The 26,873-nt window shown below is 43.6% G+C and carries 22 protein-coding genes; 3 read left to right on the top strand and 19 right to left on the bottom strand.

Going from position 1 to position 26,873, the window contains the following annotated elements:
• Positions 1 to 114 precede the first annotated feature (114 nt).
• Entirely contained in the window at positions 115 to 2,319 is a 2,205-nt protein-coding gene (locus H9626_RS12270) for a sodium-translocating pyrophosphatase (protein WP_191710649.1), read from the top strand.
• 100 nt (positions 2,320 to 2,419) lie between these two features.
• Here the strand turns inward: H9626_RS12270 and H9626_RS12265 are convergent, their stop codons facing one another.
• Both H9626_RS12265 and trmB read right to left on the bottom strand, forming a co-directional pair.
• Positions 2,420 to 3,520, bottom strand: coding sequence for an Mrp/NBP35 family ATP-binding protein (locus tag H9626_RS12265; RefSeq protein ID WP_191710648.1), 1,101 nt, complete (start codon positions 3,518 to 3,520; stop codon positions 2,420 to 2,422).
• A gap of 19 nt (positions 3,521 to 3,539) precedes the next feature.
• Positions 3,540 to 4,298 carry a tRNA (guanosine(46)-N7)-methyltransferase TrmB gene (trmB, locus tag H9626_RS12260; RefSeq protein WP_191710647.1) on the bottom strand — a complete coding sequence of 253 codons (759 nt, stop codon included), beginning with the start codon at positions 4,296 to 4,298 and terminating at the stop codon, positions 3,540 to 3,542.
• A 220-nt stretch (positions 4,299 to 4,518) separates the two neighbouring features.
• Here trmB and H9626_RS12255 point away from each other — a divergent pair, with 220 nt between their 5' ends.
• Both H9626_RS12255 and H9626_RS12250 read left to right on the top strand, forming a co-directional pair.
• Entirely contained in the window at positions 4,519 to 5,478 is a 960-nt protein-coding gene (locus H9626_RS12255; protein ID WP_191710646.1) for a hypothetical protein, read from the top strand.
• 106 nt (positions 5,479 to 5,584) lie between these two features.
• Positions 5,585 to 5,767 carry a hypothetical protein gene (locus H9626_RS12250; protein WP_191710645.1) on the top strand — a complete coding sequence of 61 codons (183 nt, stop codon included), beginning with the start codon at positions 5,585 to 5,587 and terminating at the stop codon, positions 5,765 to 5,767.
• Positions 5,768 to 5,830: 63 nt separating this feature from the next.
• On the opposite strand, the gene H9626_RS12245 is transcribed toward H9626_RS12250, so the two are convergent.
• From H9626_RS12245 to recQ, 17 genes are all read right to left on the bottom strand, one after another.
• The gene (locus H9626_RS12245; protein ID WP_191710644.1) at positions 5,831 to 6,847 is read right to left on the bottom strand and encodes a FimB/Mfa2 family fimbrial subunit; all 1,017 of its coding nucleotides are present in this window, start codon (positions 6,845 to 6,847) and stop codon (positions 5,831 to 5,833) included.
• 62 nt (positions 6,848 to 6,909) lie between these two features.
• Positions 6,910 to 8,463: a hypothetical protein gene (locus H9626_RS12240; RefSeq protein ID WP_191710643.1), complete on the bottom strand. Its 1,554-nt coding sequence runs from the start codon at positions 8,461 to 8,463 to the stop codon at positions 6,910 to 6,912.
• A gap of 56 nt (positions 8,464 to 8,519) precedes the next feature.
• Positions 8,520 to 9,677, bottom strand: coding sequence for a hypothetical protein (locus tag H9626_RS12235; RefSeq protein ID WP_191710642.1), 1,158 nt, complete (start codon positions 9,675 to 9,677; stop codon positions 8,520 to 8,522).
• On the bottom strand, positions 9,656 to 11,122 hold the full coding sequence (locus H9626_RS12230) for a DUF3868 domain-containing protein (RefSeq protein WP_191710641.1): 1,467 nt from the start codon (positions 11,120 to 11,122) through the stop codon (positions 9,656 to 9,658). Before H9626_RS12230 ends, H9626_RS12235 begins: the two co-directional genes overlap by 22 nt.
• A 25-nt stretch (positions 11,123 to 11,147) precedes the next feature.
• Positions 11,148 to 11,735, bottom strand: coding sequence for a DUF3575 domain-containing protein (locus H9626_RS12225; protein WP_191710640.1), 588 nt, complete (start codon positions 11,733 to 11,735; stop codon positions 11,148 to 11,150).
• A 470-nt stretch (positions 11,736 to 12,205) separates the two neighbouring features.
• On the bottom strand, positions 12,206 to 12,817 hold the full coding sequence (locus tag H9626_RS12220) for a DUF975 family protein (RefSeq protein ID WP_191710639.1): 612 nt from the start codon (positions 12,815 to 12,817) through the stop codon (positions 12,206 to 12,208).
• Between the two features lie 39 nt (positions 12,818 to 12,856).
• Positions 12,857 to 13,876, bottom strand: a complete 1,020-nt coding sequence (locus tag H9626_RS12215) for a branched-chain amino acid aminotransferase (protein ID WP_191710638.1) — start codon at positions 13,874 to 13,876, stop codon at positions 12,857 to 12,859.
• A gap of 120 nt (positions 13,877 to 13,996) precedes the next feature.
• Positions 13,997 to 14,212: an exodeoxyribonuclease VII small subunit gene (xseB, locus tag H9626_RS12210; protein WP_191710637.1), complete on the bottom strand. Its 216-nt coding sequence runs from the start codon at positions 14,210 to 14,212 to the stop codon at positions 13,997 to 13,999.
• Positions 14,213 to 14,410: 198 nt separating this feature from the next.
• Positions 14,411 to 16,450 (bottom strand): M13 family metallopeptidase, encoded by a 2,040-nt coding sequence (locus H9626_RS12205; protein ID WP_191710636.1) that lies wholly within the window; start codon positions 16,448 to 16,450, stop codon positions 14,411 to 14,413.
• 26 nt (positions 16,451 to 16,476) lie between these two features.
• Positions 16,477 to 18,411 (bottom strand): ABC-F family ATP-binding cassette domain-containing protein, encoded by a 1,935-nt coding sequence (locus H9626_RS12200; protein WP_191710635.1) that lies wholly within the window; start codon positions 18,409 to 18,411, stop codon positions 16,477 to 16,479.
• A 219-nt stretch (positions 18,412 to 18,630) separates the two neighbouring features.
• Entirely contained in the window at positions 18,631 to 20,115 is a 1,485-nt protein-coding gene (locus tag H9626_RS12195) for a tetratricopeptide repeat protein (RefSeq protein WP_191710634.1), read from the bottom strand.
• A 16-nt stretch (positions 20,116 to 20,131) separates the two neighbouring features.
• Complete coding sequence (locus tag H9626_RS12190; RefSeq protein WP_191710633.1) at positions 20,132 to 21,085, bottom strand: PstS family phosphate ABC transporter substrate-binding protein; 954 nt, start codon at positions 21,083 to 21,085, stop codon at positions 20,132 to 20,134.
• Positions 21,086 to 21,100: 15 nt separating this feature from the next.
• The gene (locus H9626_RS12185; protein WP_191710632.1) at positions 21,101 to 21,916 is read right to left on the bottom strand and encodes an energy transducer TonB; all 816 of its coding nucleotides are present in this window, start codon (positions 21,914 to 21,916) and stop codon (positions 21,101 to 21,103) included.
• Between the two features lie 27 nt (positions 21,917 to 21,943).
• Positions 21,944 to 22,597, bottom strand: a complete 654-nt coding sequence (locus H9626_RS12180; RefSeq protein WP_191710631.1) for an ExbD/TolR family protein — start codon at positions 22,595 to 22,597, stop codon at positions 21,944 to 21,946.
• A gap of 20 nt (positions 22,598 to 22,617) precedes the next feature.
• Positions 22,618 to 23,223, bottom strand: coding sequence for an ExbD/TolR family protein (locus H9626_RS12175; RefSeq protein WP_191710630.1), 606 nt, complete (start codon positions 23,221 to 23,223; stop codon positions 22,618 to 22,620).
• Positions 23,224 to 23,292: 69 nt separating this feature from the next.
• Positions 23,293 to 24,105, bottom strand: a complete 813-nt coding sequence (locus H9626_RS12170; protein ID WP_191710629.1) for a MotA/TolQ/ExbB proton channel family protein — start codon at positions 24,103 to 24,105, stop codon at positions 23,293 to 23,295.
• A 511-nt stretch (positions 24,106 to 24,616) separates the two neighbouring features.
• Positions 24,617 to 26,800 carry a DNA helicase RecQ gene (gene recQ / locus H9626_RS12165; RefSeq protein ID WP_191710628.1) on the bottom strand — a complete coding sequence of 728 codons (2,184 nt, stop codon included), beginning with the start codon at positions 26,798 to 26,800 and terminating at the stop codon, positions 24,617 to 24,619.
• Between the last annotated feature and the right edge of the window lie 73 nt (positions 26,801 to 26,873).

The following is a 26,873-nucleotide window of genomic DNA, read 5'->3' as shown; positions in this document are numbered from 1 at the left end:
TAATATAATTAAACAGGCACCCGCCGGCTTTTAAACATTCTTTTCATCTCCCGCCATCTGTTTTCCCACTGGTTTTCTTATCTTTGAAACAGCTTTTTAAAATCAATACTACTTATGGAAACATTTCTTTTTTGGATAGTACCTGCTTCTTCTATCTTGGCACTGCTGCTTGCATGGTACTTCTACAAACAAATGATGCGGGAGAGCGAAGGAACCCCTATCATGGCTAAAATCGCTTCGCACGTAAGACGGGGAGCCATGTCGTACTTGAAACAACAGTACAAGGTGGTTACGATGGTTTTCATCGGACTGGTCATTCTATTTTCTATCATGGCTTACGGATTTAACTTACAGAATCACTGGGTACCGATTGCTTTTCTTACGGGTGGATTTTTCTCCGGACTGTCGGGCTATTTAGGCATGAAAACGGCTACGTATGCTTCGGCACGCACGGCTCATGCCGCTCAGAAATCGCTGAACAAGGGATTGCGCGTGGCGTTCCGCAGCGGGGCGGTGATGGGATTAGTAGTGGTAGGACTGGGGCTGTTCGACATTTCGTTCTGGTATTTGTTACTGGAACGGTGTATTCCTGCCGATGCCATGAATCCTACCGCCAAACTTTGCATGATTACCACTACCATGCTGACTTTCGGTATGGGTGCCTCGACACAGGCTTTGTTTGCCCGCGTGGGCGGAGGAATTTATACGAAGGCTGCCGACGTGGGCGCCGACCTTGTGGGCAAAGTAGAGGCCGGAATACCGGAAGACGACCCGCGCAATCCGGCTACGATAGCCGATAACGTGGGAGACAATGTAGGCGACGTTGCCGGCATGGGTGCCGACCTGTATGAATCGTACTGCGGGTCGATACTGGCTACCGCCGCACTTGGTGCCGCTGCCTTTATCGGTACGGGCGATACGGAAATGCAGTTCAAGGCTGTAATTGCGCCGATGCTGATTGCCGCCGTGGGTATCTTGCTTTCCATCATCGGTATCTTTGCCGTACGTACGCGCGAGGATGCCGGCATGAAAGAGTTGCTGAAATCGCTGTCGGTGGGTACGAACTTGAGTTCGGCACTGATTGTTGCCGCCACGTTCGTCATCCTGTGGCTGCTGGATATCAATAATTGGGTAAACCTCTCACTGTCTGTGATTATCGGGCTGGCAGTGGGTGTCATCATCGGACGCTCTACCGAATATTATACATCGCAATCATACAAACCTACCCAAAAGCTGTCGGAGAGTGGAAAAACCGGTCCTGCCACGGTGATTATTTCCGGTATCGGATTGGGAATGATTTCGACCACCATCCCGGTTATCGCCGTCGTAGCAGGTATCATTCTTTCTTACTGGCTGGCTTCGGGCTTCGACTTTTCGAACGTGGCGATGGGGCTTTACGGTATCGGAATTGCTTCGGTAGGGATGCTCTCTACGCTGGGCATCACGCTTGCTACCGATGCTTACGGACCGATAGCCGACAACGCGGGGGGTAATGCCGAGATGAGCGGACTGGGTGAGGAGGTGCGCAAGCGTACCGATGCGCTCGACTCGTTAGGAAATACCACAGCGGCTACAGGAAAAGGGTTTGCCATCGGTTCGGCTGCCCTGACGGGACTGGCGCTTTTGGCTTCGTATATCGAAGAAATCCGCATCGGGCTGGAGCGTCTGGGCACTACCGTGCTCGAATTGCCGAACAACCTCAGCATTGCCATCCACGAAGCAAGTTTTACTGACTTCATGCTGTATTACGATGTCACGCTGATGAATCCCAAAGTATTGTCGGGCATGTTCATAGGCAGCATGATGGCGTTTCTGTTCTGCGGACTGACCATGAACGCGGTAGGCCGTGCGGCTGCCCGCATGGTGGAGGAAGTGCGTCGCCAGTTCCGCGAGATAAAAGGCATCTTGGAAGGAAAAGCCGAACCCGACTATGCCCGCTGCGTACAGATTTCAACGAAGGGGGCACAGCATGAGATGGTATTCCCGTCGTTACTCGCCATCATCGCTCCGGTGGCTACGGGACTGGTATTCGGTGTTCCGGGAGTCATCGGGCTGCTTATCGGCGGACTGTCGTCGGGCTTCGTGCTGGCTATCTTCATGGCAAACGCCGGAGGTGCATGGGACAATGCGAAGAAATACGTAGAGGAAGGAAACTTCGGAGGAAAAGGCAGTGAGGTTCACCGCGCCACGGTAGTGGGCGACACGGTAGGCGACCCGTTTAAGGATACGTCCGGACCGAGTTTGAACATTCTTATCAAACTGATGAGTATGGTAGCCATCGTAATGGCGGGGCTTACCGTTTCATGGAGTTTATTCTGATAGGGCTAAACACAAATTAACGCGGATTTTCGCAGATTGTTATGCTTATTAAAAGAAACAATCCGCGAAAATCCGCGTTAATCTGCGTTTAAAAGGAGTATCACTTATGCGTATGCACCACCTCGGTAGGAGCTAACTCGGCATTGCGCTTTTCGGTTTGCGCCACCACGTTACGTGCCAAGTCGATAAACGCACTGCCCGTTACCGAGTTTTCGTCGAGCGCAGCGGGAGTACCCTTGTCGCCGTTCTCGCAAATGCTTTGCACGATAGGAATCTGACCTAAAAGCGGAACATTCAGTTCTTCTGCCAAGCGTTTCGTTCCTTCCTTCCCGAACAGATAGTATTTATTTTCCGGCAGTTCGGCAGGAGTAAACCACGCCATGTTTTCCACCAAGCCGAGGATGGGAACATTTACTTTATCGTTGGTATACATGTTTATTCCCTTACGTGCATCCGCCAACGCCACTTCCTGCGGGGTGCTGACGATTACCGCTCCCGTAATGGCGAGCGTCTGGAGCAGCGTGAGGTGGATGTCACTCGTTCCCGGAGGAGTATCGAGGATGAAGTAATCCAAATCGCCCCAGTTAGCGTCGCCCACCAACTGTTTCAGCGCATTGCTTGCCATGCCTCCGCGCCACAGCGTAGCTTGGTCGGGGTCGACAAAGAAACCGATGGACAGCAACTTGATTCCGTATTTCTCGATGGGGATAATCAAATCGCGTCCGTCGAGGGTTTCGGCATACGGACGCGCATCTTCCACCTGAAACATTTTCGGAACAGAAGGACCGAAAATATCGGCATCCAGCAGTCCCACCTTATAACCTAACTTCGACAAGGCAACGGCGAGGTTTGCCGCCACGGTAGACTTGCCCACACCACCTTTTCCGGACGATACGGCAATGACGTTTTTCACCTGCGGAAGCATCTTTCCCGGTTCGGGACGCGCCGCCTGCTTACTCTCGGTGGCAATCGTCACTTCCACGTCTTTCGATACGTAAGCATGGATTGCCGCCTCAGCCGACTTAACAACCGATTTCATGAAAGGGTCGGTAGGCTTCTCGAAGATAATCGAGAAACTTACTTTCATCCCGTCGATGCGGAGATTATCGGCAACCATTTCCGCCTCAACGATATTCTTTCCGTTTCCCGGATAACGCACGGTTGCCAGTGCGTCAAGAATCAATTTCGGATAAAGAGTCATATCTAACAGATATAAATTACTATTTACTTGTTTTCAGTCCGCTCCGCTTGCTGCGGTTATAGCTGCGGTAATCGTCAAGTTCGATTTCCACATCAGGTTCTTGCAACACTCCTTCGTGCGGCAGGCGGAACTTAATGTATTTGATATTCAAGCCACGGTCGAGCCACTGTTGTTCGTAATAAGTACGGATACTCAGAATGTCATCGTCCATGCCCGAATGATAAAGGTCATCGGTAATAAACTCTACCGGCAGGCGGTTCGCCTCAATCATGTATTTGGTATAGGTAAACATGAAATTACTGTCGGTCTTCAGGTGAATCACCCCGCCGGGTACAAGGAAACGGCGGTAACGCTCCATGAAATAAGTAGAGGTAAGCCGCTTGGTAGCCTTCTTCATCTGCGGGTCGGAGAACGTGAGCCAAATCTCGCTTACCTCGCCCGGCGCGAAAAAACGGTCGATAATCTCGATGTTCGTACGCAGAAAAGCGGCGTTCTTCAATCCCTCGTTCAAGGCTTCGGTAGCCCCCGTCCACATACGCGCCCCCTTGATGTCTACTCCGATAAAGTTCTTGTCGGCATAGCGGCGCGCCAATCCCACGGTGTACTCCCCTCTTCCGCATCCTAACTCCAGCACAATCGGATTATCGTTTTTAAAGAAATCACGGTTCCAGTTTCCTTTCATATCGAACGGAACATCATCAACCACCGAATACGGATACTCAAACACATGCGGATATGAAGCCATATCTGCAAACTTTGCTAATTTACCTTTTCCCATTATCTTTTAATTGTTTGCGGACAAAATTACAGATTTTCGGCGGAACGGACAAAAACGAGTTTACAATCTTTACAAACAGCGGGGTGCGTTACGACTTTTTCCTACGTCTAAACTACCCATCGCTTAACAAATATTTATTTTCAAAAATCAAGTTTGCTTTATTAAAAAAAATAATTATATTTGAAACAACAATATATATTAACTCTTAAAATTACAAATTATGAAAAAGACATCATTTTTTACAACGTGTATTTTATCGTTAGTGTTTGGGGCTTGCCAAAATAATGAAATAGATTCTCCTTCAAATGGGAAATCTACAGAAATGAATTCTTCTATACAAATAGAGGAGGTAGGAGCAATACATAATGAATGTATGGAAGCTGCTTACAATGCGATTAATTTTTCTCCTTTATTAAATACACGTGCAAGCAACACCATTACTGTAGAAGATTTTACTAACATTTTAGGACAGACAGACGCAGCTTCTTATAGAAGGATTGGAGAATTAAAAAAACTTTCAGGAGAAGAATTAAGAATTTTTGTGAATGATTATTTAAATATTGATATCCCTGAACGCTCATATAAAGCTATTAGCAATATGTTATATGACTCTAATTTTTCCTACACAAAAGATTATTTAACTCAAACATATAACGATATAAGTCCAGAACTTGAAGGTTTTCTTGATGAACTAACAAATGAACTAAAAAATGCTTACACGACTGCTTCCATAGATTTCGCAATAGACAAAATCCATTTAAAATGGACTAGAAAAGTTAAAACTCAAGAAGATAGAGAAGCTATTACTACAACTATAAATGTGGCAAAAAGTTCTAAAGAATATTGGAATAAAAATATAAGTAAATGGGGAGTACCTAATATTATTAAACAATCTACCTTTAGAACAATAATAGGACATGCCGTTGCTGCCGATTGTATATGTATTATAGATTTCATTCGCATTGGCAGGCAATGGGTTATTCCATTTTGGGACAAAATAGCTGTTGCTGCTGCTGGAACAAGTGTTGTTTATGGCATAGTAGGAGCTTTAGAAGATAGGATAATAAGTACAAATGGAGAATATATAAAGTTTTCAAATGGAGAAACAATCACATATTCAGAACTCAAAAAAATGCGATACAATGCTTGTGCTAAAGCAATTAATAATATGCAATTTTAAATAAACTATCAAGTCAGGTTTTATCCCCCAATAAATCGATAAAACCTGACTATTATATTCTCTATTATTACAAGAGTATTTATTCACACTACATAAAGTAAATGATATGAACTGGAAACGCTTCGGATTATGGATGATTGTAGCCGTTGTTCTCTCTACAACAACCCTGCTTATACTTACAGCGTTAGGATGTGAGAGGTCTTTGGCCGGACTTATCAGCGCTTGTGCCTGCGGGCTATCCCCCTCGGTATCGCAACTACTGATTAAAGTTTGGGGCAAATGCAAATAAAAAAGCGAGGCCGGCAAACGAATTGCCGACCCCGCGAGCTTTCCTAATACATCTTATACTCTCTCAATCATCTCCAAATCCTATACTTCCATCCGTAATACTCCACCGAAGAAGTACCACGTAGGTAATCAGTCCGGGATTCTCTTTATCAGGTGAAGAGAACTCTATCCGCATATCGAGTTGCTGCTCTTGCAGCGCACCCACTTCACGGATTTCCTTTCCGGACAGATTCTTTTGCAGAAATTCCCACAGCGAAATGGGTTCCATCATCGGTGTGCCGTCTGCAGCATATACCCGGACATAGATATTCCGCGTGGTCTGCTCAAGCTCGGCTTCAGGATTTCTCCCGTCTTCACCATGCCCGTTTCGGCGGAAGAAAGAAAGTTCGGCAACATAAGTTCCCGTATCCGGGTTCCATCGCAATACAGGCCGATACTCGTTCGTTCCGCTACCCGTGGGATTTCCATTGGTATCCATACCGGGAACAGCCCCCGACAGTTCGATGTAATAAGGCATCTGATCCGGATGCTTCGGTCCGGGCAATCCTTTTACTCCTATACGCAGCTCGGTGTGTGCACTTTTCATTTCCACAGTCTCTTCCACTACCGGACGGAAATACTCCTCACTCGAAGTTACCTCGAAAGTATGCTTTCCGAAATAATTGCGGTCGTTTGTCTGCTTCTCGCTATTCGGATTATACATCGAGATACGTTCAAGGTCGACGGGAGTGAGGATATTCTCAAGCGACGTATTGTCAAAGTCATTACCGAAAGCCACGGCATGATAAGTTCCGTCAGGCAAGTCCAATTCCAATGGTGTGCCGGCTCTTATCTCTTGTTCCGTCAGATGAGCTTTGGCCACCAGTTTGCCCTTCCCGTCGAAAATATAGACATCAATGCCATACAGGTAGTCCTGAATAACATTCTCTTCTCCGTCGGCATAATATATAAACCGAAGTATCACGTTGTCGCAGTCTGCCGCCTTATCGTCATATACGCAACTTGTGACAGACACCGTCAGAAGAAGTCCAATAACGACCGGAAGGTACTTTGTCCATAGCTCAAAGATAAATTTGTTCATTGTGCGGTTTCGGCTTGTTTTTATCAGCTTTATGAAAAATCACTTATCAGGACTTGATGCACTTATTCTGCAAAGTGCGCCTCTCCATCTACTATCGACCACTTCAATACCCTCACATAGGCGATCAGTCCGACTTTCTGAGGACCGTCTACATCCGTACCGATATGTTTCTTTGTGTCAATCGTCATTCCTGTAAAACGATAAATATAGCCGGGTTCGAATTTATCAATCTTTTTTCCGTCAGCAATGTTGACATATTTGGTTACCACGGCAAAGACCTGATGTCCTACCTCTTTACCTTCGGGAAGTATGTGGTTGTCTTCGTCTTCATTAGACGACGCTTCGTCCCAATTCTTGGCATAAGCAGCATCGTAGAACACAAAAGTCAGATTGGGAACCCATCGGCTGACGTTATTCGCATTCTTCGAATAGCGTGCCTGTACGTCGGCATCCCATTTCTTATAGCTTTCATCCGTTTCTTTGTAATTGGGGAAGATGTTAAAGGTATATGCTTTGCCCTTATCTTGCTGAGTACTTGCCCATTCACTCTTGTTCTCATCCCAATACGGAATATAACCCGGGAGGTTCGGTTCATTGAATGATATTTTCAATCCGTCGGCACCATACGTTTCAGCATTGCTGAATGTGTATTGTGCATTGTTCTTCAGGTTGTAAGACGAACCTTTCGTTCCATTTTCTCCTGTTTCGTATTTATACTCATAGGATTTATTTACATATATCGGCGTTGCGGCTTTCACCTTTCCGGGGTCAACCGAGTTGTTTCCGCTCTCCTCTGTCCATCCATCGTAATGCACCGGCACTTCCCGTCCCTCTTCAAGCAACAAGTTATTCAGAAATATTCCTTTCAGAGTAAGGTTGGTATAAGTTAAATAGAAATCACCATCGCAATGACTTGCCAATCCGGTATATTCCGATGATCCCGATTCGTTCTTTCTTGATATTACTTCGGCTTCCGCTGCTTCGTAGTCACTCCCGCAATCATAGTTTTTAAAACTTATATCACTAAATTCCAAACGCGCCATGCGGTGTTCCGGACTTAGCACCACAGTTATCTTTGAACCGTCAGTACTTATTTTAGAGAAATCAGTAGTTTCGGCATAAAGGGGTTCAGCATAGCCGGAAGTAACACGCTCAGCGGTCAGCACCATAGGTGCAGCTTTTCCATCATTGATAGACACGGTAAGTTTCTTGGGATCAATAACATCCTCGAATACCACTCCCTCTTTTCCGTTAATCTGGCCAGTTAACGCATCTGCATCAGCAACCGTAGAGCCTAAGGGTAATTTCGCTTTGTCCGCCTCACCGTTTTGCAACGTTATCGTGCGTTCACGTCCCCCGTCTTTGTCAATCAATGTAAACTCTACTTTATTGTACGTTACTTCCATAACATTCTCACCTTTATCTCCGGGTGTCTTATCTGTTAAGACATCGCCACGTGAAGCACCGCTCATCGGATTACCGAAATATACCATCATCCGGGTTCCTGCACCCGATAGGCTATTATCGTCTTGGAGCTGCACTTCATTCTTCTGACATGCACCCAGCAGCAGTGTCGCCACTCCTAATGTGATAAATTTGCTTGATTTCAATTTCATAATTGTTTTTTTTAAGTTTGTATTTAATTGGCTTATGTAACAATCTGTTTGCGCCGCTACTGCCTACGTATCTGTAAGCCTGCTCCGGATAACGCGGCACTGCGCGAACCTCCGGATGAAACCGGTTCAACTCCCTCCAGCAGATTTTTTGCCACATCTACCGTAACTGTTCCAAAACGATAGATACATCCCGGCTCGAACATATCAATCAGTTCGCCATTACTTTCGGTATACTTAGTCACCACGGCGTAAAGCAACTGCTCTTTTCCGGTATCCTTCCGTCTGGCATTGAACACAAGAGTTAAAGAAGGTACCCAGCGGCTTACGGTACCACTTTTTTGTTTCCACCGTTCCACTACTTCCGTGTTCCATCCGTCGGAAGTCTGTGCATAAGTGGGAAAGATATTAAATGCAAAACCTTTTGAGTCGGGCAAAACAACGGGCGTTTCGGGTGTACCACCCGGCATAGACAAACCGGTTAGCAATCTTTCGTTCCACTCGTCAAAATGCAAGGGAACTGCTGCCTGCTCAGCCGGCAAGACGTTATTCAGAAACGCTCCCTGCAAGACCACATCGGTATAAGACGAATTTGCACCTTCTATTTTCACTCCGGCAAATTCAAGTCGCGCCATGCGGTGTTGCGGCGTTATTACCAATACACATACAGGATGTCCGTCTCTTTCTGCGGTATAAGTAAAATGGGTGACTTCGGCATAAAGAGGTACGGCAAGTCCTGCATTTACCAGTTCGGGAGTGAGCTTCATGAACTCGTCTGTCCCTCCATTGATGGATACACTCAACTTTTGGGGATTATCCACCTCTGTAATCCTAAATCCTTTACCCATACCCGAATTCCAACCATCGAGCAATTCCTCAAGCGAGAGGTTATCCGGAGGTGTCAGCTCATCAGATGACGGGAGCGTACCTTCTGTGGTAGAAAAGGTACGGACTCCGTGTGCATCGGTCAACTCTATGCTAATCTGACGGTATTCTATGGAAATGTCTTCGCCGTCGTACATGCGCGTGAAAGTTCCGGACATTGGGTCTGCATGTTCCACACCCGTGAAACAGATTATCAAGTCCGCCCCCGATATCGCAGGCTCAAGGGTGTTTCTGTCACTGCAAGCCGCCACAGACAAAACAGCCCATGCCGCCATGACCATACGTATGCAATATTGTACGCTGTTATACTTCATCGGGTATGTGATATCCATTCGTTCAGTAACTGCAAGTTTGTACGCGCTTCTGAAGCACCTGCTGCAGCCGCTTTTTCAAACCACAAACCTGCTTCTTCATACCGTTTGGCATGGATAAGCGCAACGCCAACGATATTCTGCAAAGATGCCGTATGCGCCCTGCCGTCGAGCAACGACAAGACCTCAAGCGGATCTCCGGCTTGCAGGTATGCCACAGCAAGATTCTGTAAAGCCATATCATCCGAAGGATAAAGGCGAACAGCGGTCTGTAATGCCTGAATCCTTTCCGGAGAGTTTTCGGGATAACTCATTGCCACACGATAGATTTCGGCGGCGCTCAAACGCTCCGGCTGTTTTAAGAGCTGTACCCTTGCTTCCTCAACCGTAAACGGACGCACAGCAAAACGAATGATATAATCGTTATGGCGCAGATACGGATAATGCTTGCGGTAAAGCGTTTCATAAATGGTAGCAGGACGCAGCTCCTTCAACTTCTGTTCGCGCAGGTCAAGATTATCCGGATATTTGCTGATAACATCCAGTATCTGTTCGCGTCCGGGCAGTAAGGTATCTTTCTCGACAGCCTCGCGTAGTTCGTCCCAGTCTTCGTTAGGCCAAGAGGCAAACCACTTTTGAGAAGGCACTTGGGGGAAACGTTTCTTCATGTAGTTGACAAGGCTTGTAGACCGATTACGTGCCAAACGTTCATTATAGGCTACGGTAGCTTCAGGCGAGGTATATCCTACCACTTCGATACTGACAATGTTCAAATCGGGATTAGAAGCCACCTCGTCAATCTTCGCGCGTGCTTCTTCCAGCTTTTTGTAATTGTCTTTGTAGGCTGGGTCAATATCATATTTGTCAAGGCGGAACTGGAATCGCCCACGGAAAGTAATGGAGCGCATTTTCAGTTCTTCTTCTGCCGGCGTAACCAAAGAGGCAAACCGGAATTGAGAAGCATCAGGGGTGCGATAAGGTAATACAGACGGAGCAATGACAGTCGCAGCATATCCGTTCAGACAATTCGCACAGCCCGTCACGCGCTCGCGTACCTCAATGTTTGCACCGTGCATCCAAGCCTCCCACGGTATTTCGGCATGATAATTTAAGGGCATGTATTTCCCTTTATGCCGACGTACCACTTCTCCGTTTCGCGGCGACCAATCTTTAGACAGTTCGCGGCGTTCGTTTACCCATCTGCGCACGCGCCCTTCTACAAAAACGTGAGGAAGCTCTGTTTCAGCCGTACCGTCGGCAGCCACCAATACGGGTATGAACTCTGCCTGATTTTGCGTGTTCACCTTCAGTCCGTTAAACTGCCACAGCAAATCTACCGTAACTTTATCATCAACCTTCCTAACCGCCTTTGTTTCTACCGCTACGCGGTCAAGATAAGAAACCTGCGCGGCAGCAACCAATGCCGTTACCCATAAAATTCCGGATAATATTATTCTATTTGTCATAGGTATTTCTTATTCTTTAGATAAATCAATTAATGACATAAACCAGTGTCAGGGCCGCCTTTGTAGGGCCCAGATAGTTCTTGTGTCCCCTATCCGTCCGCTTGGGACATTGCGAGCAACGATAGGTTTTGTAGTCCGTATAAACGTACCCCACTCCGATTTCCGCCTCGAAATTCCAGCGTTTGTTAAGCACCCACTGGTAACCGTAGCCCACACCCGCTCCGGCAAACCAGCCTTCGTAACGGTTCTTACGGAGTCCCGGATAAAGCCCGAAGGGTAAATGCACCTTTGCCATATTATATTGTCCTCCCAGTGCGTGCATTGCCAGAAAGTGACCGTTGAAACGCTCACAGAACCAGTAACGTGCCTCCGGTTGCACCATCCAGTGTTTCCATTTGCGGCATCCGCAACTACTCATGTTCCATCCGTTGTAGTTACCCGATACGTCAAGCGTCCATTTAGGGCTAAGTCCTGTTTCAAATCCGGCATTGAGGGTTGCCGTAGCATCATAAAGCAAATTGGTTTTCACAGCCAGCTTCTGAGCTGACAAAGAGGATGTCAGCATTAAAATAACTCCCGGCAATATGAATTTTAAGAAATACTTTTTTATCATATATCAAAATATGTTATTTGGGTGCAAAATTAACATCATCAGCGATTTTATTCATTTTTCTGCAATGCACATCATGCAACAGATAACACATTGATAAACAACAGATAACATATTTATCAAGATGTACAAACATCAAATGGGGATAACACAAAATGGCAGGATTACTGGATTTTCTTTCCATGATAATGGTTTTATCCGGCGTAACAACCATCCACACGGGAGGAGGGAAAGGTTGAAAACGCTACCCGAAAAACAAGCAAACTCTATGGGAAGAATTGAGTAACGCATCCGCATGGAACAACCAACGCTAACCGAAGCGTTTTTTGGTTCTCTCAGATGCACCCAATGAAGGCTATCCTTATTGAATCACATCAGCCAATTAAAGTTTTGAACAGGCAAACAAAAAGAGAGGTCAGACCGTCTGCCGACGAGTCTGGCCTCTCTTGAAAATATACAGAGTAACTGTAAGATTACATCTCGGTTGCAGGTTCTTCTTCTGCCTGCTCTGCCTTCAGCATCTCATAAAAAGCGATGCGGGCGGTTTGGAAATAAGGAGCTACCCAAAAGTATGCCAAACCAAAGGTAATGATACATAAAAGTCCCCATCCGATGAAAGTCAAATCGAGGATAAACAGATCCATTTTATGTCCTTCCATCATGCGCATACTTTTTTCTATCGCCCCGTTGAACTTCAACTGAGGTTCATCTCTCAGAATGTAAGGAGTCAGGGCATAAGAATAACCTTTTATAATACCCGGAATAACGAGCAACAATGTCCACAGAAACAGATAAATAAACATCAGGAACATTGTACCGAATATCCGGCCATAATCCTTAAATCCCTCGAACAAAGTGCCCAATTCGAGCTTCTCTGCCCCACGAAAGCCGTCAAGCAACAGTATGTAGTATCCGTATACCAACGGATAACCAATCAAAAACGCCAAAACTGTTCCTATAAAAGGAATGCTGGAAACTCCGGCTGCAATGACTATATAAATCAATGTAGCCAACGCTGCCATCATCCATTTGCCGTCTAACGACTTACTGGCTTCCTCTCTCAACTCTGAATACTTTTTCCTCATAGTAATATATTTTAAAGTTAAACAATAATGCCTTTACGGTTATTCCACCATCATTACCCATCCATACGGGTCGGCTTCATCACCATACTGGATAGCGCGCAGTTTGTGATACAGCTTTTCGCTGATGGGTCCCGGTTTGCCGTCTTTCGCAATGACGTATGATTTATGGTTCTCCAAATCGTCGATGCGCTCAATGGGGCTGATAACGGCTGCCGTTCCGCAAGCTCCTGCTTCTTCGAAAGTAGACAGTTCTTCTTCCGGAATGGGACGGCGTTCAACTTTCATGCCCATGTCTTCTGCCAACTGCATCAGGCTGCGGTTGGTAATAGACGGAAGGATGGAAGTAGACAACGGTGTAACGTACGTGTTATTCTTGATACCGAAGAAGTTGGCAGCGCCACACTCGTCGATGTATTTCTTCTCTTTGGCATCGAGGTAGAATTCGCAAGAATAACCCAAGTCGTGAGCTTTCTTATTGGCACGCAGGCTGGCTGCATAGTTACCGCCTACTTTATATGTACCTGTTCCGAGCGGAGCGGCACGGTCGAACTCACGGATGATTACGTAAGGATTGGTAGCGAAACCGCCTTTAAAGTACGGGCCTACCGGAGTAACGAAGATAACAAACAGGTATTCGCTCGCCGGATGAACACCCACCTGTGCGCCCGTACCGATGAGCAACGGACGGATGTATAATGAAGCACCGCTTTCGTAAGGCGGAATGAAACGTTCGTTTGCCTTTACCACTTTGCGCACAGCCTCACAGAACAGTTCGGTAGGCAGTTCGGGCATCAGGATTCCGCGGCAAGTGCTTTGCAGGCGTTCTGCATTGGCTTGCGGACGGAACACGCGGATTTTACCGTCTTTGCCGCGATATGCCTTCAAGCCTTCGAATGCCTCCTGACCGTAATGAAGGCAAGTAGCTGCCATGTGAATATTCAAAGTTTCTTCCGAACAAAGTTCCAATTCTCCCCATTTTCCGTCGCGATAATAGCAACGTACGTTATAATCCGTCTTCATATATCCGAACGACAGATTAGCCCAATCAATTTCTTTCATTGTTATATTGTTTTAATAATTTCAGTTCTGCTTACATGTTTGGACAAAAATACGTTTTATCTTTACAAAATCCAACTTTATTTCCATCTTTTTCAGAAGAGCCGATTATTCACTCCTCCGTTATGCTTTGCTTTCTTCCGCCCCTTCGGGCTCCAACATCTTTTTTATTTCCGCATCGGCTTTATAGAGTTTGTCACGGCAGTATTTAATCAGTTTCTGAGCTTCGCGCAGGTTCTCTCCCAGCCGGTCGATATCCAACTCGTTACTTTCGATGCGGTTTACAATTTCTTCCAAACGCTTCATCGCTTCGGTATATGTTTCTTTCTTGGCAGCCATATCTTCTTATTTTTAAAAGCCTAACACAGACAAAAGTACGTTTTTTCAACCTAAAACAAAACAAATGCGCCCCGAAAGTCGGTAAAAAACTTTCGGGGCGCAAGTATATTAGAGCCTGTTTAAATTTTCCAATAAGTTGTTTTTAAAGCCGAGCAAAATTCAAACAAGCTCTTAACGTAAAACTGCGTTATAGCAATATTACCATATATTCACACGCTTTTCGGGAGCAATGTACATCGAGTCGTCCGGCGTAATATTGAAAGCGTCATACCACGCCTGAATGTGAGGCAACGCTCCGTTTACACGCCATTTGCCCAGTGAGTGAGGGTCGGACTTGGTGTACACGCGAATTTGTTCGTCGCGGATGTTTCCTGCCCACAGTGTAGCGTAAGCAAGGAAGAAACGCTGTTCGGGAGTAAATCCGTCTACCACTCCAAGCGGAGCATCTTTCGTTGCATTCTGGAATGCCAAGAACGCTACGTTCAAACCTCCGTGGTCGGCAAGGTTTTCACCCAACGTCAGTTGTCCATTAGCATACAGTCCCGGAAGCACTTCAATGCCATTAAAGAAGTCGACCATCACTTGCGCACGTTCTTGGAAACGATCGGCGTCACCTTCTGCCCACCAGTCTTTCAAGTTACCTTCTTTATCGAACTGGCGACCCTGATCGTCGAATCCGTGAGTCATCTCATGACCGATAACCACGCCAATCGCTCCGTAGTTGGCTGCATCGTCGGCATCCATGTTGAAGAAAGGAGGCTGAAGAATGGCTGCGGGGAAGCAGATTTCATTTGTAGAAGGATTATAGTAAGCGTTTACGGTTTGCGGAGTCATCAACCATTCTTCACGGTCTACCGGTTTACCTAAACGGCTATACATATCTTTCACATTCCAAGCAGCGGTACGGCATACGTTTGCCCAATAAGAATCTTTTTCCACCTTCAAGTCAGAGTAATCTTTCCATTTGTCCGGATAACCCACTTTTACATGGAAAGCATCCAGCTTTTCGTGTGCTTTCACCTTCGTGCTGTCGCTCATCCATTCCTGTGCGTCGATACGTTCGCCCAAAGCCACCTGCAAGTTGCTTACCAGCTTCACCATACGCTCTTTCGCTGCTGCGGGGAAGTATTTCTCAACGTACATCTGTCCTACCAGTTCACCCAACATGCCGTCAACCGAGTTTACAGCACGTTTCCAGCGCGGCTGATTTACCTGACGTCCGGACAATACCTTTCCGTAGAAATCGAAACGGGCAGCTATGAAATCATCGCTCAGATAACTTGCGGCAGCGTCCAGCAGGTTATACTGCAAATACGCAATGTGTTTCGACAGCGGAAGCGTATTGATAAGTTTGTCTACCTCCTTTATCGGTTCGATTTGTTCTACATTCACTTCAGTAACGTTTTCCAGTCCCAAACCTTTCATAAAAGCATCCCAATCAATGCCGGGGAATGTTTTCTTCACCTCATCGTAAGACATCTTATGATAGTTTGCTTCCGGGTTGCGAAGCTGAGCTGCACTAAATGAAACTTTTGCAATGGCAGTTTCTATTTCCATCACATCTGCCATCTTCTGCCGGGCTTCAGTTTCGGAAAATCCTGCCAGTGTAAACAGCTTGGCAATGTAGTTCTTATACTGTTCGCGGATGTTCAGAGTAATGCTGTCATTATCCAAATAATATTCTTTTTCACCCAAGTTAATGCCGCCTTGTCCCATTTGGAAGATATTCAGTGCACTGTTCTTCGGGTCGGCATATACATAATTTCTGAAATATGTACCGATACCGTCGTAAAGCAACTTGGTCATCATCGGAACAATCTGGCTCTTATCGGTCATTGCAGCAATTTCATCCAGACGAGGTTTTACAGGTTCCACACCCTGCTTGTTCAGCGTTACGCTGTCCATTGCCAAGTTATACAAATCGCCGATTTTCTGAGCGGGTGTTCCCGGCTGGTTATTCTGCTGAGCAGCAAGCCCTTCAATCAAATCGCGCAACTGCTTTTGGCTATTTTCAAACAACATGTCGAATGTTCCGTAGCGAGAATATTCGGCTGTAAGCGGATGAGCGTCATTCCACCCACCACAAGCATAACGGAAAAAATCAGTACCGGCAGATACCGTAGTATCCATATTGGCAAGATCAATGCCGGAAGTGCTTTTCGCTTCCTTCTGGCCGGCACAACCTGTCATTGCAGCCAGCGCAACGGCTGCAAGAATTACATAATTCTTTTTATTCATATAGCGTTATTAAAAAAAGTGTTTCTTTATTCTTTTATCTCCTCCAACTCCAGCGACACAGCTTCCCAACGGTCTTCCACCTCCGAAATCTGTTCTTTCAACTGTTGATACTGCTCGTAAAGTTTCATATCTGCCGCACCTTCGGGAGTTGCCATCCGGGTTTCAATTTCGATTTTCTTACCCTCCAAATCTTCGATTTCTTTTTCACAATCGGCAATTTGTTTCTCTAACTTGCGGATTTTCTTATTCAACTCTTTTTGAGCTTCGTATGAAAGTTTATTCTCACTTACTGCTGCCGGAACCTCTGTTTTTGCCGTCGAGGGAGACTGGGACAACTGAAGCTCGTCTAAACTTTCCATTTGTTTCTTCTGAAGGAAATCGTAAATGCCACCGAGGTGTTCTTTCACAACTCCTCCGCCAAACTCGTATACTTTGGTCACCAAGCCGTCAAGAAACTCACGGTCGTGGGAAACAACAATCACCGTTCCATCGAAATCGCGAATTGCATCCTTCAACACATCTTTCGAACGCATATCAAGATGATTGGTCGGCTCGTCTAAAATCAAAAAGTTGACCGGCTCAAGCAGAAGTTTAATCATAGCCAACCTACTGCGTTCACCTCCGGAAAGCACTTTAACTTTTTTCTCGGAAGCCTCGCCTCCAAACATAAATGCCCCCAAAATATCGCGTATCTTCAAGCGAATATCTCCTTTCGCCACACGGTCGATGGTATCAAACACGGTCAGGTTTTCATCAAGCAACTGCGCTTGATTCTGAGCAAAATAACCTATCTGGACGTTATGTCCTATTACCAATTTCCCTTCGTAAGGAATTTCGTCCATGATACATTTTACTAATGTAGATTTTCCTTCGCCATTTTTACCTACAAAAGCAACCTTTTCTCCGCGATGAATCGTAAGCGTGACATCATGGAATACCACATGCGAGCCGTATGATTTTTTCACTCCCTCGCATATCAAAGGATAATTACCCGAACGAACGGCAGGGGGAAACTTCAGCCGAAGCGCAGAAGTATCTTCTTCATCAATCTTTATGGGAACAATTTTTGCCAACTGCTTGATGCGGCTCTGCACCTGAACGGCTTTGGTTGCCTTATAACGAAAACGTTCGATAAAGTCTTCGGTCTCCTTAATTTCTTTCTGCTGATTTTCGTAAGCGCGAAGTTGCTGTTCACGGCGCTCTTTGCGAAGTGTCACAAATTCATTGTAAGCTACTTTGTAATCATAGATATGCCCACAAGAAATTTCGATGGTGCGATTGGTCACATTATTGATAAACGCACGGTCGTGACTTACCAACACGACTGCTCCGGGACTCACTTTCAAAAAATTTTCCAACCACTGGATACTTTCAATGTCCAAATGGTTAGTAGGCTCATCCAGCAACAGCACATCAGGACGCCGTAACAGAATCTTTGCCAACTCAATACGCATACGCCATCCTCCGCTAAACTCTGATGTGGGACGATCGAAATCGGAACGGTTGAATCCTAAGCCAACAAGTGTTCTTTCGATTTCCGCTTTGTAATTTGTTCCTCCCATCATTAGGAAACGGTCGTTTTCATGCGTAAACTTTTCTATCAGTTCATGATAACTTTCAGAATCATAATCCGTACGGTCTGCCAACTCCTGATTCATCTTATCTAAACGCTCCTGCATCTCAAAGATGTGTTCGAAAGCCATTTCCGCTTCTGCCATCACCGTCCGCGTATCACTAAGAATCATCACCTGAGGCAAATAGCCAATCGTTACCCCGCGCTGTACGGCCACCGTACCTGAGGTGGGACGCTGCAATCCTGCCAAAATCTTCAACATCGTAGATTTACCGGCTCCATTCTTTCCCACCAAAGCGATGCGGTCTTTCTTATTGATAACAAAAGAGACGTCCTCAAAGAGAGGTGTAACGCCAAACTCCACTTTTAATTCTTCTACCGATATCATGCACGTATTTGCTTTACAAAGTGTCGGCAAAGTTACGATTTTATATTAAATAAAAAGACATGAAAAACGAAAAAAACCTTAGAGAGAGGTTGTAAAGAAGAGAATATCGGTGAGATAAGGTAAGCTATACATTAAAAATGCAAGCAAAAAAATACCAACAGCCCTTGATACCTCAAGAACTGTTGGCAATTAATTAAAGGATTATTATGCTTTTTCTGCTTATTGAAGTCCTTCCATCGCCTGTTTTGCAGTAGCGTTTTCCGGATCTATTTCCAAAATCTTAGTCCAATAAACTTTAGATTGTTCGTACTCTTCCTTCAAGAAGTAGTAATAACCCAAATAACTTTCACATTCAATCAACAAAGATTTTGAAGCATTCGGATTTTTTTCCAACTGCGCCAAAGCAGCTTCATAATAAGGCTTCGCCAAACCCAAAGTAGTTTCCGGGTCTAACATTGCATTGGTACGAGCTCTCCAGAAATATCCCAAGTAGTTATCAGGAACACGATGTGACACTTCTGCAAATATCGTATCGGCTTGTGTCAGATATTCATTTTGCTGTTTCTTAATCATTACCGTATCAACAGGAGCCGCTGCTACTGCAGTAGAATCTGCCGTATTTGTCGGAGCTAAAGCACCTGCAGCCTGATAGTACAAACGACCGAATAAGAATAAGTCGCTAACTTCTTTCTTGTCACCCAGCATATCCATGTATACTTGGTACATACGAATCGCATCAGGATATTTCAGCATCTTTCCGTAGGCATCAGACATTTCTTTTGCCACTTCCGGATGTTCTTTCTTCTCATCAGCCTTCAATGCTTTTTCAAATTCAGCAATAGCCTCGTCGTTATTTCCGTTTGCGAGATACAAACGGGCACGATACAAATAATCCAAATACACAAAATCTGGATTATTCGGATCTTTGAAGAACTCATTAGCAGCCTGCAAACCAGCCGGGTATGACTTTAATTCATACAAACCGTACATCATCAAACGTTTCAACAAATGGTTGTCAGCTTCCATTGCCAAACCTTTTCCAGCCATATCCAATGAATGCTGATAATCTTTATTCAAATAAAGCAACATTGCATAACGTCCGTAATCCTGTACGTTAGGAGTTCCTTTCTGCATGAAATCATCGTATGCGCTCTTAGCCTTGCTGTAATTACCCATCAAATAATAAGCATTAGCCAATTCACGATCGACATTCAATTCTTCCGGATGTCTCTCTTTCAGCTTCATCAACATGTCAACAGAAAGCTGAGGATTCACCCCTGCATACGCACGTGCATATTTATAATAAGCTTCGTAACAATCTTCGTCAAAGAATATTGCCTGTTCATAATTACCACACGCTGCTCCTGCATCTTTACCAGCCAATGCTATATCTCCTAAGAACATATATACAGATGCAGATTTAGAATCAGCTTTACGGGCACGTTCAGCATATTCCTTAGCCATATCTGTATTTCCAGCATCCAAATATGCTTTTCCAATCGATAATAACAAAGGAATATTCTTTTTATTCTTTCCCTTTAACAAACCATCAAATCCTTCTTCAGCACCTTTCGGATTATCCTTAATCATTTTAGCGATTTGGGTTACCTGCTGGTTCAGGTCAGAAGAAAGAGGTTCCTGTCCCCACATTGAAGCAGAGAACAAAAAACAACAACATATAAAACCTAAACTTCTATTCTTCATTATCTATCTCAATTTGTTAAAATTCATCTTTTACATTCACTAAGCGAACAGGCTGAGTTGCTGGCACGATACCGGATTTCAAAATAATACGTTGTCCTTTATCACTCGTCAAGAAAGTCATCAACCCTGTAGGCAATGCCCCACGCGGATCATTAATCAGGATAAATACATCATGTGTCAACGGATAACTTCTTAACGCAAGATAGGCTTGATAAGGCTTGAAACTATTTTCTTTTGTTGCTCTCAACATTTTACTTACAGCCATCACCCTAACAGACTCATTAAAAGAAAGACGGGTCGTATCGGCATCATTCCCTATCCAATTAGCACCAATTACTCCGATTGCCTCCGGTGTTTCAGATACAAATTTTATAACATCTTCATTTGTTTTCAGAGCCTTCAAATCGGAAGCCATCTGTACCCCTCGACAAATCGAATCGATGGCATAATGAATCGTTCCTGAGTTTGGATTATCAAAGACTACTTGCAAATTTCCTAACTCAGACTGTGGATTCAGTTCTTTCCATGTCTTTATTTTCCCTGTCAAGACATTACGAAATTGTTCTACCGTAATCAAAGAATCCGGATTTTCCCGATTGACAATCAAAGCAACGCCACTAACGGCCATACGAATTGATTCGGGAAAGAATTTACGTGCATGAAAAGAGGCTATTTCTTCATCAGTCAAACGCCTGTTAGCAATAACCAGACGCACACTGTCTTTCAACAGGAGATTAATAGCTTCTACTTCACTGCAATAGATAGGAGTTACTACAGCTTCAGGTGTTAACGCCCGATAGACTTGTAATTCTTCTTCCATGATAGGTTTGAAAGACTCATCCACCGCAATCGTTATATTACCCGAATACAAGGTTTCTTCACTACCTTTACTGCTCTTTTTTTGAGCGTCATGACAAGAAGAAGCTAAAAAAACGACAAATAAAGCCAACAAAAGCGCACCTCTCTTCATACACGTATACTTAATTTATTGCAATTTAAATACAATCGGACAAGTGTAATAAACAGGAACGTTACGTCCGTTCTGTTTACCCGGAATCCACTTCGGCAATGATTGAACTACTCGGATTGCTTCTTTATCACAATACGGGTCCAAAGAACGCAATACTTGTACATTTTCTACATTACCTTCAGCAGAAACGACAAATCGCAAAATAACACGACCTTGAATACCATTTTCTGCAGCAATAGCAGGATAATGTAAGTTCTTAGCAATGTATTTCAACAACTCTGCCGGTCCGCCCGGGAATTGCGGCATCTGTTCTACCATCGTGTAAGGCTCTTCTTTTTCTTCAGGAGCCTGAGTAATAACTTCTTGCAAATCGGCAATATCCTTACCGTTCAATTCGTCGTTACCTTTTACATCGGCAATAGAAATCTGCACTTTAGATTCAGTCAATTCATCCTGACTCTTCAATTCATCTTCGTCTGCTACTTCTTCATCTTTCTTGATAACCGGAGCAGTAAACTTAATGGTACTCTTCAACTGGGGAGGAGGAGCAATTTGCTCAACCGGCTTTACCAGTTCTTCTTGCTTCACTTCCGGCTCTTCCAATTGAGAAAGTTGAGTAACTTCCGTCATAACCTCTTCTTTTTCAGGAATAGCCATCTTTATCAATCGCGGAAGAGAGAATCCGACAGCTGCGACTACAATCACAATTATGATAGCAGCCAACTGACGTCTACCAAAATCACGACGCATTTTATATGCGCCATACGCTTTATTTTTATCTTTGAAAATGAGTTCACACCATTCCAAAGAAATCAAATCTATTTTTGCCATATTTTTCTTTTTAAGGTGTTACACATTTCAACTTACAGCATTACTACTCAGCTGACCTTTTGAATTATAGTTATCAATCAAGAATTGGTCACCGTCTGTAATATCAACAATCACGTACTTACCGATACTGCAAATCTGCATCTCATCCAATGCATCAATCAGATTCTTGTAAGTAGACTTGTCTGTCGCTTTAATAATAACTGTCGGCGTATTTTTCGCGCTTTTTACTTCAGAAACTTGTTTTTTATACTCTTCTTCAGTAATTTCCAAATTAGCCTTCTTTACTTTCAACTCTTCCACTTTCTTCACAGCATCGTAGTTTTTGCGAAGCAACACCTTACGTATGCCGTCAGCCGTGTAATCAGTTTCTTTCAAAGAAGTATAATCTTCATAATTAGGCTCGCCTTCGTAATAATAAAGCTTATTATTCGCATCGAGCAGTAACGTAAGAGCCTGCGAAGCTTTTACCTTATTCTGCTGATCCTCCGTAATATTTTCATCATTGGTAGGCATACTGATTTCCATCGTCTGAGGCTTGCTCAAAGAGGTACACAGCATAAAGAAAGTAATCAGAAGCATGTTCATGTCCACCATCGGCGTAAAGTCAACGCGGACAGTCATCTTTTTCTGCTTCGAGCCTTTCCCTTTTTTGCCTCCACCATTATCTTGTATTTCAGCCATTTTTAACTTCTCCTTTAATTTTATTCGTCAGACATTTTTTTCAATGAAGTAATCAGATTGTATCTGTTTTCCTTCAAATCCTGAAGAGAACTCATCACGTTCTTAATAACAGAATAAGGAGTACTTTGATCAGCTTTGATGGCGATACGCAAATCACGGTTTGTTATGCGTGCATTACGTATCCAAGACTTGAACTGATTATCCACACTGTCACAAGGAATTCCGTAATTCTTCAATATTTTATCCTGCTCTTCGCCCGGAAGTGCAAGAAATTGTTTCATATTCTTCATCGGTACACCGAACGTCTGGAATACAGAGAACTTTTTAATCTCTTCAGGAGTAAATGTCAAACCATATTCCTTTCCTACGGCTTCCAATGTTGCAGCCATATCTTGCTGTTTGTCAAGACTCATGAAAATCTTGCCACTCGGTTCGACAAGAATCTGCAAAATGTTCGTTTCCGGAATCTTGATTTCAGAAACCGAACCCGGAGTAACAACCTGTACCGGTTCTTTCTTAATGAAGTTACCTGTCAACATAAAGAAAGTAAGCAACAGCACGGTCACGTCACTCATGGCAGTCATGTCGATAAACATGGACTTCTTTTTAACTTGAACTTTACCCATAATTAACTATTTAAAAATTAGTTATACTATTTTCGTCTACACGAGAGACCTACCGTTAGTCCCTTCGGATTATTTATGGGTAGCGTTGAATGTCTGTACGATAGAGAAGCCTACTTCGTCAAGGCTGTAAGTCAATTTATCGATCTTATTAGTAAAGTAGTTATAAGAAATTACTGCCAACGCACCAGTCAAGATACCGAATGCAGTGTTGATCAAGGCTTCAGAGATACCGGTTGACAACGCAACTGAGTCAGTACCACCACCAGCAGACAAAGCGGCGAATGAACGAATCATACCGATAACGGTACCAAGCAAACCGCAAAGAGTACCCAGTGTAGTAATAGTACCAATGATCGGCAAGTTCTGCTGCAACATCGGCATTTCCAATGCAGTAGCTTCTTCCAATGACTTCTGGATAGCCAATACCTTCTGGTCTTTATCCATTTCAGTGTTTTGTTCCATTTCACGGTAAGTCTGCAAAGTTGCACCTACTACATTTGCTACAGATCCACGTTGCTTGTCGCACAATGCTTGAGCAGCCTGCATATCATTTTTTGCCAAAGCTTCTTTGATTTGAGCTACGAATTTAACCAATTTACCACGGCCGAAAGCAGCACGGATAGTAAAATAACGTTCAACGCTCAATGCAATTACAGTCAACAGCAAAGTCTGAATAATAGGCACGACAACACCACCTTTGTAGATAGTACCCAGCATGTTGCCCGGAAGCGGATGGTTGTTCGGGTCATTGTTCATAAAGTTTGAAGGATCACCCAACACAAATTTGTAAATACACAAAGCAACAACAAAGCATGCGATAATAACTAAACCAGCAGCTTCAATTCCTTTAAATCCCTGTTTTTTTTTGTTATTAGTTTCCATAAAAATAAAAATTAATTGTTTTGGTCTATAAAAAAATACTTAACTCACACTTTTAATATTTAGGTATAATAAATACTCAATACAAAAAAATAAGGAATGGTTAGTTCTATACCCCGGTTAACAAAACACCGAATAAAAGTAACCAGCCCAACACATCTAAACATTTATTCTTTCCCACACAAATACAAAAGTATTTACATGGATTCTCTTTATAACATTATTATATGGAATTGTTCGTGTCTGTTGCATTTTCATGACAAAACAATAGTTGACATCAATACAGCTTTAATAATCTCACATTCCATAATAATAGTATATACTTTTGCGACACAAAGAAAGAATAATTTCATGAAATATCAAAATCAAAAAAGTATAATTTTAGACAAATTTGAAGATATAGAGTAAAAATAAGCCTTAAGTCAACTCTATTTTCAAAAAAGCCAACCGATTCCAATCGAATCAGTTGGCTTAATACTTTTTTACAAATATGCTTTACAGACTGAAAGACCATTTAGTTTGCCATTTCCGAAATAAATTTGATACGCACTAAACGTATTTCTTCTTCAGTGTATTCATCACCTAACTCTTCCATGGCGTCTTCTATTTTATCGGTCGTCGACTCTTTAAAATAGTCATAGATATCCTGCATGTGGTCTTCGTCCATTATTTCATCCAAGAAATAATCAATATTCAATTTTGTACCCGAATAGACAATCGCTTCTATTTCATCCAACAGGTCACTAAACTCGATACCCTTAGCTAAAGCAATGTCATCTAAAGCCACCTTGCGGTCAATGCTTTGAATAATGGATACTTTCAGCTTCGACTTATTGGCTACCGTTCTTACGCGCAAATCTTCCGGACGGTCGATTTCATTTTCTTCGCAATGCTTACGTATCAACTCGCAAAATTCCTGACCGTACCGTTTCGCCTTACCTGCTCCCACGCCCGGAATGTTCTGAAGTTCTTCGAGCGTAATCGGATAAATAGTAGCCATTGCCTCCAAAGAGGGGTCTTGAAAAATAACATAAGGAGGAACATCCAGACGTTTGGACATTTTCTTACGCAAATCTTTCAACATTGAGTAAAGAACCGGGTCGACAGCACATGAAGCGCCACCTCTCATCGGTGTTTCCTCTACTTCTTCTTCATCGAAGTCAATGTCTTCTACAATCTTGAAAGAAGTTGGTTTTTTCAAGAACTTATGTCCGGCAGAGGTCACTTTCAACAGCCCGTAGTTTTCTACATCTTTATCAAGATACCCGGCTATGAGAGCCTGACGGATAACCGCATTCCACAACCGTTCGTCTTCTCCCATTCCAGAGCCAAAGACTTCAAGTTCTTCATGCTTATGAGCCAAGACTTCCGATGTTTCTTTACCCAATAATATATCTATAATATAATCTTGCTTAAAATTCTCTTTAACAGCAATGATTGTTTCAATCACCGCACATAATGCATCTTGAGCCTCCACTTGTTTTTTCGGATTTAAACAATTATCACAATTACCACAATTATCCTCCGTATATTCTTCTCCGAAATAGTGTAACAAAGTTTTTCTACGACACACTGAAGACTCGGCGTAAGCAGCCGTTTCGAGCAACAACTGCTTGCCTATTTCTTGTTCTGAAATAGGTTTACCTTGCATAAATTTCTCCAGCTTTTGCAAGTCTTTATTCGAATAGAAGGTTATACACAACCCCTCTCCTCCATCACGTCCTGCGCGTCCGGTCTCTTGATAATACCCTTCCAGACTTTTAGGTATATCATAATGAATTACAAAACGAACATCCGGCTTGTCAATTCCCATACCGAAAGCAATCGTAGCAACGATGACATCAATATCTTCTTTCAGAAACGCATCCTGATTGGCATTACGTGTCGCAGAGTCCATCCCCGCATGATATGCACGTGCCTTAATATCGTTTGCCAAAAGGATTTCTGTCAATTCTTCTACCTTTTTCCGGCTCAAACAATAAATTATGCCGGACTTTCCTTCGTTTTGCTTGATGAATTTAATAATATCCCGGTCTACATTTACCGTCTTTGCCCGTACTTCGTAATACAAATTCGGACGGTTAAAAGAAGAACGAAATTCCGTTGCTTCCATCATTCCGAGATTCTTCTGAATATCCATCTTTACTTTCGGCGTAGCCGTAGCTGTCAATGCTATAACCGGAGCTGTTCCGATTTCATTTATAATCGGACGAATCCGACGGTATTCAGGACGGAAGTCGTGCCCCCATTCCGATATACAATGTGCTTCATCAACTGCATAAAACGAGATTTTTACATTCTTTAGAAAAGCGATATTCTCATCTTTAGTCAATGATTCAGGAGCTACATAAAGCAACTTTGTCTTTCCCGCCAGAATATCCGATTTGACTTGTTCAATAGCCGATTTGGAAAGCGAAGAGTTTATAAAATGCGCAACGCCGTCTTCTTCACTGAAGTTACGCATCGCATCCACTTGATTTTTCATCAAAGCGATAAGCGGAGATATAACGATAGCCGTTCCTTCCATTAACAAAGAAGGCAACTGATAACATAACGACTTTCCACCGCCCGTAGGCATAAGGACAAACGTGTCCTTTCCTGCTAACAGATTACGAATAATGGCTTCTTGATTTCCTTTAAAAGTATCAAAGCCGAAATGTTTCTTCAGTTGTTCGGTTAAGTTGATATTTTCCGTCATATTTCCCTTTGTTTTTAAGTGAACATCTTTATTACTCTTGTAACAAAGTTATAAACATCTTTCCATATTACAC

Origin of the sequence: Phocaeicola faecium, from assembly GCF_014837055.1 — a bacterium.
Classification (GTDB): Bacteria; Bacteroidota; Bacteroidia; order Bacteroidales; family Bacteroidaceae; genus Phocaeicola; species Phocaeicola gallinarum.
The sequence above is the reverse complement of the archived record's forward strand: the minus strand, read 5'-3'. Positions and strand labels throughout refer to the sequence as shown.

Coding starts and splice junctions, on each gene's coding strand:
- H9626_RS12230 (WP_191710641.1), bottom strand. CDS start 11,122: ATGACAAATAGAATAATATTATCCGGAATTTTATGGGTAACGGCATTG.
- H9626_RS12250 (WP_191710645.1), top strand. CDS start 5,585: ATGAACTGGAAACGCTTCGGATTATGGATGATTGTAGCCGTTGTTCTC.
- recQ (WP_191710628.1), bottom strand. CDS start 26,800: ATGACGGAAAATATCAACTTAACCGAACAACTGAAGAAACATTTCGGC.
- H9626_RS12175 (WP_191710630.1), bottom strand. CDS start 23,223: ATGGGTAAAGTTCAAGTTAAAAAGAAGTCCATGTTTATCGACATGACT.
- H9626_RS12255 (WP_191710646.1), top strand. CDS start 4,519: ATGAAAAAGACATCATTTTTTACAACGTGTATTTTATCGTTAGTGTTT.
- H9626_RS12225 (WP_191710640.1), bottom strand. CDS start 11,735: ATGATAAAAAAGTATTTCTTAAAATTCATATTGCCGGGAGTTATTTTA.
- xseB (WP_191710637.1), bottom strand. CDS start 14,212: ATGGCTGCCAAGAAAGAAACATATACCGAAGCGATGAAGCGTTTGGAA.
- H9626_RS12235 (WP_191710642.1), bottom strand. CDS start 9,677: ATGGATATCACATACCCGATGAAGTATAACAGCGTACAATATTGCATA.
- H9626_RS12200 (WP_191710635.1), bottom strand. CDS start 18,411: ATGATATCGGTAGAAGAATTAAAAGTGGAGTTTGGCGTTACACCTCTC.
- H9626_RS12245 (WP_191710644.1), bottom strand. CDS start 6,847: ATGAACAAATTTATCTTTGAGCTATGGACAAAGTACCTTCCGGTCGTT.
- H9626_RS12215 (WP_191710638.1), bottom strand. CDS start 13,876: ATGAAAGAAATTGATTGGGCTAATCTGTCGTTCGGATATATGAAGACG.
- H9626_RS12240 (WP_191710643.1), bottom strand. CDS start 8,463: ATGAAATTGAAATCAAGCAAATTTATCACATTAGGAGTGGCGACACTG.
- H9626_RS12205 (WP_191710636.1), bottom strand. CDS start 16,450: ATGAATAAAAAGAATTATGTAATTCTTGCAGCCGTTGCGCTGGCTGCA.
- trmB (WP_191710647.1), bottom strand. CDS start 4,298: ATGGGAAAAGGTAAATTAGCAAAGTTTGCAGATATGGCTTCATATCCG.
- H9626_RS12220 (WP_191710639.1), bottom strand. CDS start 12,817: ATGAGGAAAAAGTATTCAGAGTTGAGAGAGGAAGCCAGTAAGTCGTTA.
- H9626_RS12195 (WP_191710634.1), bottom strand. CDS start 20,115: ATGAAGAATAGAAGTTTAGGTTTTATATGTTGTTGTTTTTTGTTCTCT.
- H9626_RS12190 (WP_191710633.1), bottom strand. CDS start 21,085: ATGAAGAGAGGTGCGCTTTTGTTGGCTTTATTTGTCGTTTTTTTAGCT.
- H9626_RS12270 (WP_191710649.1), top strand. CDS start 115: ATGGAAACATTTCTTTTTTGGATAGTACCTGCTTCTTCTATCTTGGCA.
- H9626_RS12265 (WP_191710648.1), bottom strand. CDS start 3,520: ATGACTCTTTATCCGAAATTGATTCTTGACGCACTGGCAACCGTGCGT.
- H9626_RS12170 (WP_191710629.1), bottom strand. CDS start 24,105: ATGGAAACTAATAACAAAAAAAAACAGGGATTTAAAGGAATTGAAGCT.
- H9626_RS12185 (WP_191710632.1), bottom strand. CDS start 21,916: ATGGCAAAAATAGATTTGATTTCTTTGGAATGGTGTGAACTCATTTTC.
- H9626_RS12180 (WP_191710631.1), bottom strand. CDS start 22,597: ATGGCTGAAATACAAGATAATGGTGGAGGCAAAAAAGGGAAAGGCTCG.